This window comes from Burkholderia sp. AU4i, from assembly GCF_000466765.1.
Taxonomy (GTDB): domain Bacteria; phylum Pseudomonadota; class Gammaproteobacteria; order Burkholderiales; family Burkholderiaceae; genus Burkholderia; species Burkholderia cepacia.
In genome coordinates this window covers 16,213-29,452 of the sequence record NZ_ASSI01000044.1, presented here as the reverse complement: position 1 = coordinate 29,452, position 13,240 = coordinate 16,213, and the positions used below count along the sequence as shown (strand labels likewise).

The window sequence follows — 13,240 nt, the reverse complement described above, 5'->3', positions numbered from 1 at the left end:
GGCGTGCGCGCCGCCCCCGCCGCCCGTCATGCCTTGAACGTGACCCACGGCTTCAACCGGACCGCGCTGCGAATAAGGCCGGCCTGTTCCTGCGCGTCGATCACGGGCCCGATCGGCTTGTAGGCTTCCGGCGCTTCCTCGATGCGGCGCTCGTCGCGCAGCGTCACACAGCGCCACGTGCCCGGCGCCTGCTCCGCGCGCATCCGCCGCACCGCCTGCCGGCGCACGCTGCGGCCGGCGCCGTGGCTGCACGACCACAGCCAGTCGGGATGACCGAGCCCCGTCGCGAGAAACGACGCATCGCCCATCGATCCGGGAATCAGCGCGAGATCGCCGTCGCGGGCGGGGGTCGCCCCCTTGCGATGGACATTCATCCCGTTTTCGCGCAGCACGACGTTGTGCGGCACGTCGACCACGAGTGCCGAACGGGTCTCGCCGGTGAGCTCCGCCAGTTCCTTGCGAACCATCTCGGCAAGCACGACACGGTTGAGCCACGCATAACGCGCGGCGGTGCCCATCGCGACGAGATAGTCGCGCGCCAGCTCGCCGGAAAGGCCGTACAGGCCGCTTTCCGGATGCCTGACGCCCACCGGCCATGCCGCGCGCGCCCGGTCCATCCAGCGTCGCCCGACGTAGAAGCCGACCTCGCGCGAACCGCTGTGGATCATCACGACGACGTCGTCCTTCGCGAGTCCCGCCCGGTAGGCCGCATGCCGGTCGAGCACGGCGTCGACCACCTGCAGTTCGACGAAATGATTGCCCGAGCCCGGGGTGCCGAGGCAAGGGTCGCGGAATACCTCGCGCGACCCGACATGCGCGTCGGGCGCGTATTTCGCGCTGCCGTCGAACCGGTCGAGGCCGATGCACGACGACAGTTCGTCGATGAGCCGGTCGCGGTCGACGTGCGCCCAGAGCCCCTGCGGCGCGACGCGATCGACGAATGCCGCGGGGCCCGCGTCGAACAGCGCGCGGAAGGCATCGCTGCCGACCGGCACGTCGCGCCGGTCGGCGAGAATCGCGCGCGTCAGCCGCTCGACGAGCGCCGTCTCGAACGGCGCGAGCGCCGAGCGCTTGAGGCCCGTGGTGACGAGACGCATCCCGCAGTTGATATCGGTGCCGATCGCGGCGGGAATCACGAACGCGTCGTCGGTCGCGACGATCGAGCCGACGGGCGCGACCCCGCCCGGATGAAAGTCCGGCGTCGCGCAGGCCTTGCATACGCGCTGATGGCCATCCGGCGAACGGACGGCCGCGAACGCGAGCAACTGCTGGACGGCCTTCTCCTCGAGCGGGAGCGAAGCGGGCAACAGGACGGACGCCTGCGCCAGTTCATTGCGCAGGTGATAGATGCCGGCGTGATGGTCGACACGGATGCCTTGCCGTTGCAAGGCCTTTTTTAAACGAGGAAAAGTAGACATCGCTGCTGAAAATGAAAAAGGTACGACGCGACCTCCGGCATTCCGGCGGTCGTGGGTACCTTCCTGCAGCAGCGTCGAGGAAGGGAGCGCGGATCATAGCAGAACGCGATTGCGTTCGCGCGCCCCCGTTGCTCACTTGAGACACCCGAGCCCCGCCAGCGTCGCCTCGATCGCGGTATCGAGCGGCGTGACCGGCTCGCGGCCGAGCACCGCGGTCACCCGCGTGTTGTCCAGCCGGATCGGCTCGCGCCACAGGTAGCGCATCTCGAGCAATTCGCGCAGCGTCGTGACGAACGGCGCCGCGGCCCACACGAACCACCACGGGAACTTGCGCACCGTCGGACGCAGCCCGTGCCGCTGCGCGACACGGCGCACGGCCTCCGCCATCTGCGTGCCGTCCTCGTCCCAGTGCCCGCCGAGGTGAAAGCGTGCGAACGGTTCGAGCGTGTCGCGCCGCTCGATCAGCTCGACCATCGTGCGCGCGGCGTCCGGCACATACGACCACTGATGCCCAACGCCGTCCCGCCCCGGCACGCTGATGGCCGCCACCGGCTGCCCGGCCTTGACGAGCCCCGCCGCAAACCAGCTGTTGCCGGTGAGCCTCGGCCCGAAGAAATCGCCTGCGCGCACGATGATCGTGCGAACGCCATGCGCGGCCGCATCCTGCAGCCGGCGCTCCAGTTCGACGCGGATCGCGCCCTTGCGCGTCGACGGATGCTGCGGCGCATCTTCGTGCAGCACCGGAAACGCATCGGCGCCATAGTTGTACACCGTGCCCGGCAGCACGACGGTGGCCTGCTCCGCCTGCGCCGCCGCGATCGTGTTGTCGATCATCGGCAGCACCTGCCCGGCCCAGTTCCGGTAGCCGGGCGGATTCACCGCGTGCACGATCACGCTGCACCCGCGCGCGGCCCGGACGACCGCGTCGCGGTCCATCGCGTCGCCGCGCATCCATGCGATGCCGTCGCGCTCCACGGTGTCGGCGTCGAGCCCGCGCTTCAGCGCGCGCACCTGCCAGCCCGCATCGCGCAGCTGCCGCGCGACTTCCCCGCCAATCCCGCCGCTTGCGCCGAGCACGAGCGCCTGCCGTTGCGTCCCGCCTGCGTGGTTCGTCATTGCCGCTCTCCTTGAATGAACCGTCATGACACGCATTCTGGCGCGCCGGAGGCTATCAAGGAATTGCCGAACACAATGGATCAGCTATACATTTATGCATGACCACCGATCTGAACTGGGAACGCTACCGCACCTTCCTTGCCGTGCTGACGGAAGGCTCGCTGTCCGGCGCGGCGCGGGCGCTCGGCATCACGCAGCCGACGGCCGGCCGCCACGTCGCGGCACTCGAGGCCGCGTTCGGCCAGACGCTGTTCACGCGCTCGCCGTCCGGCCTGCTGCCGACCGAGGCGGCGCTCGCGCTGCGCGGCCATGCGGAGGCGCTGCGCAGCGCGGCCGCCGCGTTCGAGCGGGCGGCCGCGAGCCACGGCGCCGGCGTGCGAGGCATCGTGCGGATCTCGGCTAGCGACGTGATCGCCGTCGAAGTGCTCCCGGCGGTTCTCGCGCAATTGCGGCGCAACCATCCGGGGCTCGTCATCGAGCTGGTGCCGACCGACCGCATCCAGGACGTGCTCAAGCGCGAGGCCGACATCGCGGTCCGGATGGCGCCGCCCGCGCAGGAGGCGCTCGTGGCGCGGCGCATCGGCGAAATCGATGTCGCGCTGTATGCGCGCGACGACTACCTGGCGCGCAACGGGGCGCCCGCGACGATCGACGAACTCGCGCATCACGCGCTGATCGGCTTCGACACGGTCACGCCGTTCATCCGCTCGGCAGGCCGCGGCATGCCGATGTGGAAGCGCGACGCATTCTCGCTGCGCACCGACAGCAACCTGGCGCAGCTCGCGATGATCCGCGCCGGCTACGGAATCGGCTTCTGCCAGACCGGGCTCGCGAAACGGGACGCGCGGCTCGTGCGCGTGCTGCCGGACGGGCCCGCGATGCAGCTGGAAACGTGGGTCGTGATGCACGAGGACCTGCGCACGAACCCGCGCTGCCGTGCGGTGTTCGATGCGCTGGCCGACGGGCTGCGTGCGTATGTGAACGGCGAACCGGCCGAATAGGCGGTTGGGCGGTTGAGCGGTTGGGCGGTTGAGCCGTTGAGCCGTTGAGCCGTTGAGCCGTTGAGCCGTTGAGCCGTTGAGCCGTTGAGCCGTTGAGCCGTTGAGCGATTCGAAGCGGCGAACGTGAAGCAAACGAATCGCCCGAGCGGCGCTATTCGTAGCTTTTCCCGGCGAACAGGATGTCCGCCATGCGCCGCCACGGATTGTCGGGCAGGTCGTAGTAGCGCAGCCCTTCCTCCGATGCCTCGGCCCAGTCGACCATCGCGTCCAGGTACTCGCCGATCGAGTGGTTTTCCCAGCCGAGCGCGGCGCGCGCATACGGCGACGGCGGCAGGTCGGCCTCGAGCTGCCGCTCCATGCTCCAGTCGTGGCCGAGCACGCGCAGGAAGTGGATCAGCGAGCGTTCGTCGACCACGCGCTCCAGCGCATCCTGCAGCTTCGCGGCCATCTGGCGTTGCAGTTCGTCGTTCATTTTTTTCTCCTGGCGCGCCTCTCAGGTACGCGCCGCCGCGCATCGCGCGGCCCGGTTCCACGGTTCCTCGGTTCTACATCAGCAATTGCCGCGACAGCACCTCGCGCGCCTGCGTGACGGTTTCGCGTTCGCCCGGCATCGGCGGCGTCAGCGAAAACACCGCATCGGGCAGCGGCGGCAGACGGTATTTCGCGCCGAGCCGCATCATGCCCTCGCCGATCGCCGACGCGCACAGGCAGCCCACACCGAGCCCCGCCGCCAGCATCGACTGCAGCCCCGCGACCCCCGACGCGCTGTGCACGAGCCGGTACGGCATATGCCGCTCGTCGAGCGCGCGCACCGCGACCTGATGCATCATGCAGTCGTCCGGCAGCAGCACGAGCGGCAACGGCTCGGGCAGTTGCTCGGCGAGCGCGGGCGACGCGACCCACGACAGCGGCCCACGCCGCAGCACCCAGCGCCTATCGGCCGACGCCGGCCGGAACGGCCCGCTCGACAGGTTCATCACCACGCCGAGATCGACCTGCCCCCGCGCATGCGCCGCCTCGATGTCCGCGCTCTTCATCGCGCTGACGTGCAGGCTCAGTTGCGGGTAGCACTCCCGCAGCCGGGCCAGCAGGCCCGCGACTTCGTTGGTCCGGTAGTAATCGGTGATCGCGACGCGCAGTTCGCCCTTGATCGCCTGCCCGCGCACTTCGTCGAACGCGGCCTCGTTCAGCGCGACGATGCGCCGCGCGTGCTGCAGCAGCCGCGAGCCGGCCGGGGTCGGCTCGACGCCCCGCTTGCTGCGCACGAACAGCGGCACGCCGGCGCGCGATTCGAGCTTGCGCACCTGCTCGCTGACCGTCGACTGCGACAGGTGCAGCAGCGGTGCGGCGGCCGTCAGGCTGCCGGCATCCGCGACCGCCGCGAAAGTACGCAACTGATCCAGGTCGAAACCGCGCATCGCCCTTCTCCATCCATCGAATAACCCGATGGATGCTACCACCAATTCCCGCTTTTCCGATTCATTGCCACCACCCAGAATGGGGGTCAATCGCCCGCCCCCGGCCGAACCGGCGCTCACGACGCCGCGTCCGGCCTGGATACGGCCCTTGTTTCTTCGGACTGGTTTCCATGACCCACGACACCCTTGCCCCCTGCGGCCCGGCCGGCACGGCCGCCGCGGCGACACCGCGCAGCCACCACGGCTGGGCGCTGGTGGTCCTGCTGGTTGGCGCGATTTTGCCGCCGCTCGACTACTTCATTGTGAATCTGGCGCTACCGGCCATCCGCGACGGCATCGGCGCGCGCCCGGCCGAGCTGCAGCTCGTCGTGTCGGCATACGCGTGCGCGAACGCCGTCGTGCAGATCACCGGCGGCCGGCTCGGCGACCTGTACGGCCGCAAGCGCATGTTCATGATCGGGATGGCCGGCTTCGTCGTCGCGTCGACGCTGTGCGGGCTCGCCGGCAGCGGCGCGGTGCTGGTCGGCGGCCGCGTGCTGCAGGGCCTGTTCGCCGCGATCCTCGCGCCGCAGGTGCTCGCGACGATCCGCAGCGTGTTCAGCCCGCAGGAGCAGGTGCGCGTGATGGGCTTCTACGGTTTCGTGTTCGGCCTCGCGGCCGTGATCGGCCAGCTCGGCGGCGGTGCGCTGATCAGCCTGCATCCGTTCGGGCTCGGCTGGCGCGCGATCTTCCTCGTCAATCTGCCGATCGGCATCCTGGCGCTGGTCGGCAGCTGGCGCTTCATCCCGGAAAGCCGGCCGCCGCGCGGCCAGCGCATCGACGTGCCCGGCATGGCACTGCTGTCGCTGTTCCTGCTGATGCTCGTCTACCCGCTCACGCACGGGCGCGAGGCTGGCTGGCCGCTCTGGATGGTCGCGTGCCTCGTCGGCGCGCTGCCGATGCTCGGCGCGCTGCTGGCGGTCGAGGCGCGCCGTCTCGCGGGCGGCCACGATCCGCTGCTCGACGTGCGCCTGTTCCGGAACCCGGTCGTCGCACTCGGGCTCGTGCTGGCGTTCCTGTTCTATACGCTGAGCGCGTTCTTCCTGAGCTACGGGATCTATCTGCAGGGCTGCCTGAACTGGTCGCCGCTCGCATCGGGGCTCGCGATCCTGCCGCTCGGGCTGGGCTTCCTGTCGAGCCCGCTGCTGATGCCGCGACTCGTCGGCCGGTTCGGCGGCTATCGCGTGCTCACGCTCGGTTTCGCGATGCTCGCGGCCGGCGTCGCGACGGCCGCCGCGCTTGCCGGTGCGGCCGCGCCGGGCCCCGGCTTCTACGTGGGGATCGCGGCGATCGGTGTCGGCCAGGGCCTCGTGCTGCCGTCGGTCGTGCGGATCGTGCTCGCGGAAGTCGATACCGCGCGAGCGGGCGTGGCGTCCGGCATGGTCACCGCGATGCTGCAGATCGGCGCGGCCGTCGGCGCGGCGACGCTCGGCGGCGTGTTCTTCGCCCGGCTCGGCACGCATCCGGCCGCGCTCGATTATGTGCAGGGCTTCAGAACGTCGATGTTCGCGCTGACGGCCGTGCTGCTCGCGTGCATCGCGCTGTCGGCCATGCTCGGGCCGCTGCATCGGCGGCTGCATGCGGGCGCGTGACGCGGAACCGGTGCGCACTGCCGGCGCGGCTCGAGACGCGCGGCACGTGCGCACCGCTTGCCGGCATCGGGCGTGTCGTCATGGCTTGCGCTGCGCATGCCGCGCTTCCCACTCGGCCAGTTCGACGCGATAGCGCGCCAGTGCTTCGTCGTACAGGTCGAAAACGCACGGCGAACAACCGCTGTTGCAGCAGTCTTCCAGTTCGGGCTGTACGGGCGGGGTCGGACGCGGATCGTCGATGGACGGATCGGTGGGGGCAGGCGTGGGCACGGCGAAAATCGAATGGCGGAAAAGATCCAGTATAAGTGGATGCCGCCCGGCCTGTCGGCGGTGACACCCCGCACACGCCGCGTCACATCCCCAGGATCGTCACCTGGTCGTGGCGAAGCCGAACGTCGCGTGTCCACGCGTCGACTTCCGCGATCACGCCGGCCAGCGCGGCGCAGCTTGCGTCGAGACGCGCGACGAAAGCCTGCCGCGATCCGCTGAAAATGAAACCGAGCCGGTCGAGCGCGTCGGTGCGCTGCGCGGCGTTGCCGAGCCTCCTGCCCGTGTCGGCCAGTTCGGCGACGATCGCAAGCCAGTCGGCCATGCCGACGGCGTTGAACGCGTAATGGTCGTAGTCGGGGATCTGCCGCGCGATTGCCGCCTCGAGCAGCCCGAACACTTCCTCGTCGAAGAACAGCGACCCGGCATTCCAGCAGGTGCGCGCATACGGCCCGCCCATGAGTTCGACGTACGCGGTGCCGTCGAGCGCCGCACGATCCTTGATGACGCGGATATCGTCCATGTGTGTCGTCTTGATCGCGGAACAACGCCCCATGCGTCGCCGCGCGTTCATCCATAATGGCGCGATTGTCGACGAAGCGAGCGGTGCTGTCGACGGCGCGCCTCCGTTGCGCGGCCGCTCGCCGCAAGCCGTGCAGCCGCCGCCCCACAGGAGCCGCGTGATGGCCGAAGCAGTGAATCCGACGGAAGTCTGGGCGCCGTTCGGCGCGTTCTCGATGGCCGTGATCCAGGGCGACGGCCGGATCGTGCATCTGAAGGGGCAAGTGGCGCTCGACCGCGACGGCCAGGTGGTCGGCCACGGCGACATGCGCATGCAGGTGCGGCAGACGCTCGACAACATCCGCGCCGTGCTCGCCGCGATGGGCGGGCAGATGCAGGACGTGATCTCGCTCGTCCACCATGCGACCGACATCGATGCCTTCATGCAGGCCGGCGACATCCGCAACACGTATTTCGCCGCGCCCTATCCGGTGACGACGACCGTCCAGGTCGAACGTCTCTACCATCCTGACCTGCTGATCGAGATCACCGCCGTCGCCGAAATTCCGCTCGCGCGTTTTCGCCGGCCCGCACCGCGCGCGTGAAGCGCGGCTGTCCCGCGCCGGACGACGCGCCGGCCGTCGCATTGCCGACCGGCGCGCTTCCTCGCCACCCGCGTGCCTACTTCGCCTGCGCGCCCGGCTTCACGGCGCCCGCGGCCGTCTTGTCGGCCAACGGTTGCCACGCGGCGCCGAGCGAATACCAGTCGACGCGGCGCGTGAGCGTCATGATGCCGGCGAGGATCGCGAACAGCAGCAGCGAACCGAGCATCAGCGCGTTGTCTTCCGACAGCAGCAGCCCGTAGAGCGCCGCGTACAGCACCGCGAGCAGCACCGAGAACACCGCGCCGCGCTTCACGCTATGCAGCACGAACGACAGGTAGAAGCCGAGCAGCCCGATGCATGCGCCGCTCGCCGCGAGATACGCATACGCGAACGCGATGTGTTCGGAGAGGCTCAACAGCAGCAGGAAGAACAACGCGAGCGACAGGCCGACCAGCGTGTACTGGATCGGGTGAATGCGCAGCCGCTTCACGAGCTCGTACATGAAGAAGCTCGCGAACGTGAGCATCACGAACAGCGCGCCGTACTTCGTTGCGCGTTCGGCCTGCAGATAGACGTTCACGGGTTCGATCATCGATACCGACGCCGTTTCGATCGCGCCTTCCCCGTTGCCGGTCGCGATCTGCTCGCGCGCCTTCGTGTTGAACGACGTCACGCGCCAGTTGCCGGTGAACCCGCGCGCATCGACCGTGCGGTTGTTCGGCAGGAACGCGCCGTCGAAACTCGGATGCGGCCACGTCGACTTCAGCGAGAAATCGTTCTGGTCGCCCACCGGCGCGAACGCGACGGACTCCGCGCCCCGCAGCGGCAGGTCGATACTGAACGGCACGACCGCGCCAGCTCCCGCTCCCGCGCCTGCTTCGGCCAGCGCCGCGAGATCGACGTTCGCGTGCACACCCTGGCGCAGGCTGTCCAGCCGCGTGCCCTGCTCCACGTCGAAACGCGCGCCGCCGATACGCACGTCGGGTTGCGCGGTCAGCCCGCGAATGTCGCCGATGCCGATCGCGACATAGGCGTTGTCGACCTTGAAGCTCACGTGGCCGTCCGCCTGCGGCAGCTTCTTCAGGTCCGGCAACGCCAGCGTGCCGGTCAACCGGCTCGTCAGTTCGTACACCAGCGCCTTGTGGATGCCGCGATAGCGGACGCTGGTCGTCAGCGTGCCGTCGACGTTCAGCGTCTTCGGAAACACGAGCAGGCGCTTCGTCTCGCTTCTCAGGCTCGTCTTCGTCGCGCCGCCGGCGGGCGTCTCGTCGCGCACGCGCGTGACTTCCGTGTAAGGCACGACAAGCACCGGCCCCGACACCGTCTGCGGCCCCGCATAGCTCGACCAGATGCTCTGCAGCGCATCCATGCGATACGCGGAGCGTTCGTGCACGATGCTTTGCACCATCTGCAGCGGGATCAGGATCAGCAGCGCAAGCAACGCGGTGATCACGAATTTGAACAACAGGACTCGATTCATGGCCGACAGGTACCGGAGTAAAAGGTACCGCCAGCATGCGCCGGCCCGGTGAAGGGCGATTGAAGCCGGTGTGAAGCGAATGTGGGGCGAACGTGAAGCGCGGTCAGGCCGCCGACGGCAGCGTGAGCGTCGCGCACGCGCCGCCTTCGTCGCGGTTCGCGAGCGCGACCTGGCCGCGGTGCAGCATCGCGACTTCGCGGACGAAACACAGCCCGAGGCCCGTGCTGCGATCCTGCCCGTCGGGGCGCGGCAGCGAATAGAAGCGCTCGAACACGCGCGCCAGTGCGTAGTCGGGCACGCCGGGGCCGTCATCGGCGACGCGCACGATCGCGACGTGCGCCCTGCCCGCCGGCTGCCGTTCGAGCGCGATGCGGATCGTGCTGCCCCGCGGCGCGAAATCCAGCGCGTTGTCGAGCAGGTTGCCGAGCGCCTGGCGCAGCAGGAACGGATCGCCTTCGACGACCGCCGGGTCGGCCGCGTCGTTCGCGTCGATCGCCAGGTTCACGCCGCGCTGCCGTGCGCGCGGCTCGATATCGTCGACGAGCTGTTCGAGCACCGGCCGCAGCGCGACCGGTTCGCGCACCGACAGCCGCTGCTTCTGTTCGACTTCGGCGAGCGCGAGCAGCTTGCGGATCATCTGTTCGAGGCGGCCGGCCTGGCGACGGATGTTCTCGGTGAAGCGCCGGCGGTTCGCAACCGGCATGTCTTCCTGCAGCAGTTCGGCTGCACCGCTGATCGCCGCCAGCGGGCTTTTCATCTCGTGCGTGAGCGTGTGGATGTAGTTCTCGACGTACTGCCGGTCCTCCAGCCGCTGATGCATGCTTTCCACCGCGCGCCCGAGCTCGGCCAGTTCGCTCGCACCCTGCAGCGGCATCTCGGCCCGCTCGCCCGCCGCAATCGCGCGCGCATAGCGCTGCAGGCGACGCAGCCCGACCACCAGCCACCAGGTGCACGCGACGCCGATCAGGATCGCGCCGCCCATCAGCAGCGCGCCGTACAGCATGATCTTGCGCTGGCTGCGCGCGATGAACGGCGCGACCGTCTGGTTCGGCTTCGCGATCGTCAGCACGCCGATGATCTCGTTGCCGCGCCGGATCGGTGCCGCCACGTGCATCACGGTGCTGCTGTCGTCGTTCGGATCGCTGCGCGTGCTGCGCGCGCCGTATTCGCCGCGCAGCGTCCGGTACACGTCGTTCCAGCGCGAATAGTCCTGCCCGAGCGCGCGGCCGGTGGAGTCGTAGCGCACGATGCCGTGCGCGTCGGTGATGTAGAGGCGGTAGCCGATCACGTTCTTCTGCACGCCCCACACGTTCGCGCTGACCGGGCGTTCGTGAAGTTGCGCGAGCTGCCGCGCGAAAGCGCCGTCGGCGATATGGCCGCTGGCCATGTCGTCGGCGGCCAGCGTCGCGAGCACTTGCGCGGTATCGACGAGGGTGTCCTCCATCGCCTCGCGCACGCCGGGCTTCACCTCCTGCACGAACACGCGCAGCGTGATCAGCGCGGCCAGCCCGACGATCAGGAAAAAGCCGAAGAAGATGCGCAGGCCGATATGCATGGGCGGTGCCGGTCGTTACGGTTGCAGCGAATAACCCATCCCGCGATGGGTGCGGATCGGGTCGCGCTCGGGGTCGATCGCGCGCAGCTTGGCGCGCAGCGTCTTGATGTGCGTGTCGACCGTGCGGTCGGCCGAATCGAAGGCCTCGTGCCACACGAGATCCATCAGTTGCTCGCGCGAGTAGATGCGCCCGGGATGCCGGACCAGCAGCGCCAGCAGCCCGAATTCGTAGCGCGTGAGATCCAGTGCGTGGCCGAGCCACGACACGCGCGCGCCATCGGTATCGACCGTGAAGCCCGGTGCGGTCGTCGCATCGGGAGCCGGCGCGGGCGCGGGTATCGATTCGGGCGCGGTCGCCCGGTGGAAACGCCGCAGGATCACGCGCACCCGGGCCGCCAGCTCGCGTGGCGAAAACGGCTTGACCACGTAATCGTCGGCACCGATCTCGAGCCCGACGATCCGGTCGATTTCGTCGTGCCGCGCGGTGAGGAAGATCACCGGCACGTCGGAGAACGTGCGCAGCCGCCGGCATACCTCGAAGCCGCTGAGGTCCGGCAGGCCGACGTCGAGCACGACGAGGTCGAAGCGCGCATCGCGCAGGCGGTCGAGCGCCGCCTGCCCGAGGGTGCAGTGGACGGTCTGCATGCCGTCGGTGCCGAGGGCGTAGACGATCGTGTCCGCGATCGCCACTTCATCTTCGACGATCAGGATATGGGGCTGATGCATGGTCTCGGGCTGGGCTCGCGTGGGTCCGGTGCGCCATTGTACGCACGGCCGGCCGCCGCGCGAGCGCGAGCCCGTGCCCGCCGGACTACGCGACGCGGCCGGTCACCGGAATCGACGCGCCGGTGATCGCCTGCGCGTCGGCGGACAGCAGGAACCCGATCGTCGCCGCGATCTGTTCCGGCCGCACCCAGCGCGAGAAATCCTCGTCCGGCATGTCCGCGCGGTTCGGCGGCGTATCGATGATGCTCGGCAGGATCGCGTTCACCGTCACGCCACGGTCGAGCAGTTCGGCCGCCAGCGCCTCGGTGAGCCGCGCGACGCCGGCCTTCGCGGCCGCATAGGCGCCCATTCCCGCGCCGGCCTTGAACGCCGCGCCCGCGCCGATGTTGACGATACGCCCGGCCGGGTTCGCCAGCAGGTGCGGCAGCGCGGCCTTCGATGCGTTCAGCGCGGTCTTCACGTTCAGTTCGTACATGCGGTCCCACGTGGCGGCGTCGCCGTCGGCGATCGTCTGCCACACAAATGCGCCCGCGATGTTCAGCAGCGCGTCGACCCGGCCGAATTCGCGCTGCACGGTATCGAGCGCCCGCGCGGCGGCCTGCGGATCGACCAGATCGATGCCGCCGATGCGCAGCGCGTCGGCCGGCACGCCGGGCAGTGCCTCTGCCGCCGGGGCCGCGCCGCGGCCGATCAGCGCGACGCGTGCGCCGCGCGCGCCGAGCCACGCGGCCGTCGCGACGCCCAGATGGCCGAACCCGCCGGTGATCGCGACTGCCTTGCCTTTGAAATCGTGTTCCATCGATGTTTTCTCCTGGATCGAGGGTTGCCTGATGATGCGTATTGCATGGGTCATGCCGGCCGCGGCACGCATGCGCGGCCGGCAATTCGACACAGCGTAGCGCGTTCACGCATCCGTGCGCACGGCGACGAGGCTGCGGCGGCGCAGTTCCTCCGTCGTTTCGCCCTGGTTGTCCGGGCGCCAGCCCGGCCGCAGCAGTACGAAGCGGATCGCCGTCCACGCGTCGCGGGCCGTCGCGACGTCGCGGGCGAGGCTCGCCCAGTGTTCGAGTTCGACGACGAACGGATTGCGCGAACGGGTCGGCGTGACGAGGCCGAAACGGCACGGCTCGTCGGCGCGCTCGGCGACATAGGTGCCGAACAGCCGGTCGAACACGATCAGCACGCCGCCGTAGTTCGCATCGAGGTAGTCGAGGTTCGACGCATGGTGCACGCGGTGCGCGGACGGCGTATTGAACACGTATTCGAGCCAGCCGAGCTTCGGCATCCACGTGTTGTGCAGCCAGAACTGGTACATCAGGTTGAACGACAGGATCGCGAGCACGGCTTCCGGGCGCACGCCGAGCCATACGAGCGGCGTGAAGAACATCGCGGCGCCGGCCTGCATGGCGTGTCGGAAGCGAGGCACGACACGGTGGCGTCCGATACGGATCGACTCGCGCGCTCGATCGCGAAGCAGCTCGCCACGCAGAATGCGGCGAACGCGTGGCTGCCGACGGTGTCG

13 protein-coding genes and 1 pseudogene are annotated in these 13,240 nt (G+C 69.3%); 3 read left to right on the top strand and 11 right to left on the bottom strand.

Translation table 11 applies throughout. The features are described 5' to 3' along the window. Positions 1-26 precede the first annotated feature (26 nt). Positions 27-1,418: an RtcB family protein gene (locus L810_RS09590; RefSeq protein WP_042973906.1), complete on the bottom strand. Its 1,392-nt coding sequence runs from the start codon at positions 1,416-1,418 to the stop codon at positions 27-29. Between the two features lie 132 nt (positions 1,419-1,550). Next, positions 1,551-2,534 (bottom strand): NAD-dependent epimerase/dehydratase family protein, encoded by a 984-nt coding sequence (locus L810_RS09585; RefSeq protein ID WP_021158187.1) that lies wholly within the window; start codon positions 2,532-2,534, stop codon positions 1,551-1,553. A 98-nt stretch (positions 2,535-2,632) separates the two neighbouring features. Here L810_RS09585 and L810_RS09580 point away from each other — a divergent pair, with 98 nt between their 5' ends. Then, positions 2,633-3,535 carry a LysR family transcriptional regulator gene (locus L810_RS09580; RefSeq protein WP_021158186.1) on the top strand — a complete coding sequence of 301 codons (903 nt, stop codon included), beginning with the start codon at positions 2,633-2,635 and terminating at the stop codon, positions 3,533-3,535. 151 nt (positions 3,536-3,686) lie between these two features. On the opposite strand, the gene L810_RS09575 is transcribed toward L810_RS09580, so the two are convergent. Beyond that, positions 3,687-4,007: a DUF7660 family protein gene (locus L810_RS09575; RefSeq protein ID WP_021158185.1), complete on the bottom strand. Its 321-nt coding sequence runs from the start codon at positions 4,005-4,007 to the stop codon at positions 3,687-3,689. A gap of 73 nt (positions 4,008-4,080) precedes the next feature. Beyond that, the gene (locus tag L810_RS09570) at positions 4,081-4,953 is read right to left on the bottom strand and encodes a LysR family transcriptional regulator (RefSeq protein WP_021158184.1); all 873 of its coding nucleotides are present in this window, start codon (positions 4,951-4,953) and stop codon (positions 4,081-4,083) included. A gap of 170 nt (positions 4,954-5,123) precedes the next feature. Here L810_RS09570 and L810_RS09565 point away from each other — a divergent pair, with 170 nt between their 5' ends. Then, complete coding sequence (locus L810_RS09565) at positions 5,124-6,584, top strand: MFS transporter (RefSeq protein ID WP_021158183.1); 1,461 nt, start codon at positions 5,124-5,126, stop codon at positions 6,582-6,584. A gap of 78 nt (positions 6,585-6,662) precedes the next feature. Here L810_RS09565 and L810_RS09560 read toward each other — a convergent pair whose 3' ends face one another. Further along, the gene (locus L810_RS09560) at positions 6,663-6,854 is read right to left on the bottom strand and encodes an oxidoreductase-like domain-containing protein (RefSeq protein ID WP_021158182.1); all 192 of its coding nucleotides are present in this window, start codon (positions 6,852-6,854) and stop codon (positions 6,663-6,665) included. 82 nt (positions 6,855-6,936) lie between these two features. Further along, the gene (locus L810_RS09555) at positions 6,937-7,374 is read right to left on the bottom strand and encodes a hypothetical protein (protein ID WP_021158181.1); all 438 of its coding nucleotides are present in this window, start codon (positions 7,372-7,374) and stop codon (positions 6,937-6,939) included. A gap of 160 nt (positions 7,375-7,534) precedes the next feature. Here L810_RS09555 and L810_RS09550 point away from each other — a divergent pair, with 160 nt between their 5' ends. After that, positions 7,535-7,957: a RidA family protein gene (locus L810_RS09550; protein ID WP_042973913.1), complete on the top strand. Its 423-nt coding sequence runs from the start codon at positions 7,535-7,537 to the stop codon at positions 7,955-7,957. Positions 7,958-8,033: 76 nt separating this feature from the next. Here the strand turns inward: L810_RS09550 and creD are convergent, their stop codons facing one another. From creD to L810_RS09525, 5 genes and pseudogenes are all read right to left on the bottom strand, one after another. Then, positions 8,034-9,437, bottom strand: coding sequence for a cell envelope integrity protein CreD (creD, locus tag L810_RS09545; protein WP_042973905.1), 1,404 nt, complete (start codon positions 9,435-9,437; stop codon positions 8,034-8,036). Between the two features lie 103 nt (positions 9,438-9,540). Next, entirely contained in the window at positions 9,541-10,992 is a 1,452-nt protein-coding gene (gene creC / locus L810_RS09540) for a two-component system sensor histidine kinase CreC (protein ID WP_021158178.1), read from the bottom strand. Positions 10,993-11,007: 15 nt separating this feature from the next. Continuing rightward, on the bottom strand, positions 11,008-11,718 hold the full coding sequence (creB, locus tag L810_RS09535) for a two-component system response regulator CreB (RefSeq protein WP_021158177.1): 711 nt from the start codon (positions 11,716-11,718) through the stop codon (positions 11,008-11,010). An 85-nt stretch (positions 11,719-11,803) separates the two neighbouring features. Further along, positions 11,804-12,517, bottom strand: coding sequence for an SDR family NAD(P)-dependent oxidoreductase (locus tag L810_RS09530; RefSeq protein ID WP_042973900.1), 714 nt, complete (start codon positions 12,515-12,517; stop codon positions 11,804-11,806). Positions 12,518-12,622: 105 nt separating this feature from the next. Beyond that, positions 12,623-13,114: pseudogene (locus tag L810_RS09525) on the bottom strand (sterol desaturase family protein); the annotation flags it as partial. Positions 13,115-13,240 lie beyond the last annotated feature (126 nt).